At 69.6% G+C, this 2002-nt stretch carries 1 protein-coding gene, 1 tRNA gene and 1 pseudogene; 1 reads left to right on the top strand and 2 read right to left on the bottom strand.

The genetic code is table 11. From position 1 onward, the window contains the following. Nucleotides 1-217: hypothetical protein (locus tag DD1DGNOD_RS27595; protein WP_206442859.1), on the bottom strand; the 217-nt coding region annotated here is incomplete at its 3' end. Nucleotides 218-292: 75 nt separating this feature from the next. Here DD1DGNOD_RS27595 and DD1DGNOD_RS00570 point away from each other — a divergent pair. Further along, nucleotides 293-382: transfer RNA gene (locus DD1DGNOD_RS00570), tRNA-Ser, on the top strand. A 187-nt stretch (nucleotides 383-569) separates the two neighbouring features. On the opposite strand, the pseudogene DD1DGNOD_RS00565 reads toward DD1DGNOD_RS00570, so the two are convergent. After that, nucleotides 570-1754: pseudogene (locus DD1DGNOD_RS00565) on the bottom strand (site-specific integrase); the annotation flags it as partial. Nucleotides 1755-2002 lie beyond the last annotated feature (248 nt).

The raw sequence follows: 2002 nt of genomic DNA, 5'->3' as shown, positions 1-2002 counted from the left end.
GGCCAGGACGGCGGGAGGACGTGGCGAACATCGTCCTGGCCGCGCTCGGGTGAGTGCTGTCATGGTCATGCTCCTGGTCATGGTGGGCGCCGTCTGCGCCAAGATCGTCCGAGAGCAGGACGTTCGATCGGCCAGCGGCGGCCGGGCAGCCGGGCTCCCTGCGGCATGCCTCACACGGCCCGCGCTCCTCCATACCAACGACCTCCTCTACGCTCATGGTGCGCCGGTCACACGAGCGGGAGAGGCCGGCGAAGTCGCACCGGAAGTGGTGGCTATACTCAGAACGCACGTTGGAGGCTTCGCCTAGTCCGGTCTATGGCGCCGCACTGCTAATGCGGTTGGGGGCAACACCCCCTCCCGGGTTCAAATCCCGGAGCCTCCGCCCTTCGCGTACGGCGCCGACTCGCTCGGTCGGCGCCGTGACCAGCAGAAACGCTTCCCGGCCCAACCATCCCGGTGCCCGCACCAGCCTTGGTGCCCGCAGGGTGCCCGCACCGCGCAGAGCGAGGCACCGCCGCGGCCACCGTCTCGGCCGCTTTCTGCCCCGACGAGCGCAGCAGATGGACGTACAACGCCCCCGTGATCGATGGCGTTGAGTGACCGAGCCGCTTGGACACGAGCGCGATATCCACACCCTCGGCAAGCTGGATCGACGCCGACGAATGCCGAAGATCATGCAGCCGCCGGCGCGACAGCAGACCCCGGCCCAGCTCCGCCCCCACCGCGACCTCGACCGGCAGCGGCTCGGCAAGGTGCAGCCGCGCCCGCTTCCCGCGCATGCCTTCCACCGACACCACGGTGACCTCACCGACCGGCTCACGGTCGACGTACAGCGTCCACGTGCCGACCGGTTCGCGGTACCGCTCCCCAACGACCACCTCGACGGCCCCGGCCGCCGCGGGCTCCCGGATCGCCGCGCACAGACCCGCCCGCCGGGCGATCTGCTGCATCCGCCGAGTGACGTACTGCGGATCAAGGTGACGGCCGTCCGGACGGGTGAACATCAGACCCGACAGCTTCACGGGCCGCCCGTGCTCGTCGGGAAGCGTGCCGTTGTCCCACCCGGGACCGACCGCCCGGCGCTCGTCGTCCTGGCGCAGCTTGTGCGCGAGCAGCGAACCGAGCGTGGTCGCGTCGAGGTCAACCTTCCGCTTCCCGCTACGCGTCTTCGGCGCCCACACCCCGTACTCGGTGTCGTTCTTCACGATCTGCTGCGTGATCGTCAGTACCGCGTTCTCGTCGTCCAGTCCGGGCCACGCGCACCCGCACGCCTCACCGCGGCGCAGACCGTGCAGCGCCACAAGCTCGTACAGCGCGGCAAGCCGGTCGCCGGCCGCCTCGTCGAGGAACGCCCCGACCTCGCCCGCCTCCCACGGCTCAACTTCCGCCGGGGAGTGCTCGGGTAGCTCAACGCCCACCGCCGGATTGAACGGGATCATCCGCTGGTCGACCGCGTCGCCGAGCGCGGTCTTCAGCATGTCGTAGATGTCCTTGATCGTCGCCGGGCCGACCGGTCGCCGCCGGGTCGGGTTCGTCTCCTCGATCCGCTGAAACGCCGTGGCTATGTGGTGGACACGCAACGCCGCGAGCGGGACCTCACCGAGATAGGGCACGAGGTAGAGCCGGATGAACTGCTCGTACCGTGTGCGGGTGGTCGGCCGGAGCTTGCGCTTTCCGGGCATCCACTGCTCGACGAGGTATGTCCCAACGGTCAGGGCGCCGATGTGCTGCTGGCCGGCGCGGACCTTCGCCATGGCTTCCTCGGCGGCATCCTCGGCCGCCTTCTTCGTCGGGTACCCGCCGTCGCTGATCTCCGACTTCCCGACCAGCGGGACCAGTTCCTTCGGGACGCGGAACCGGTAGCCCCACGAGCCGTGCGCGCGCTGTGTCAGCTTCGGGCACTTGCCCCGCGGGTACTTCCGGCCGGTCTCATCCCGGCACCCGCACCGCTTCTCAGCCTTGATCTTCACGGGCGCCTTCCCGCTTCTTGATTTCCTCGGCT

Source organism: Candidatus Protofrankia californiensis (assembly GCF_900634765.1).
In the GTDB taxonomy this organism is placed as follows: Bacteria; Actinomycetota; Actinomycetes; order Frankiales; family Frankiaceae; genus Protofrankia; species Protofrankia californiensis.
The sequence above is the reverse complement of the archived record's forward strand: the minus strand, read 5'-3'. Positions and strand labels throughout refer to the sequence as shown.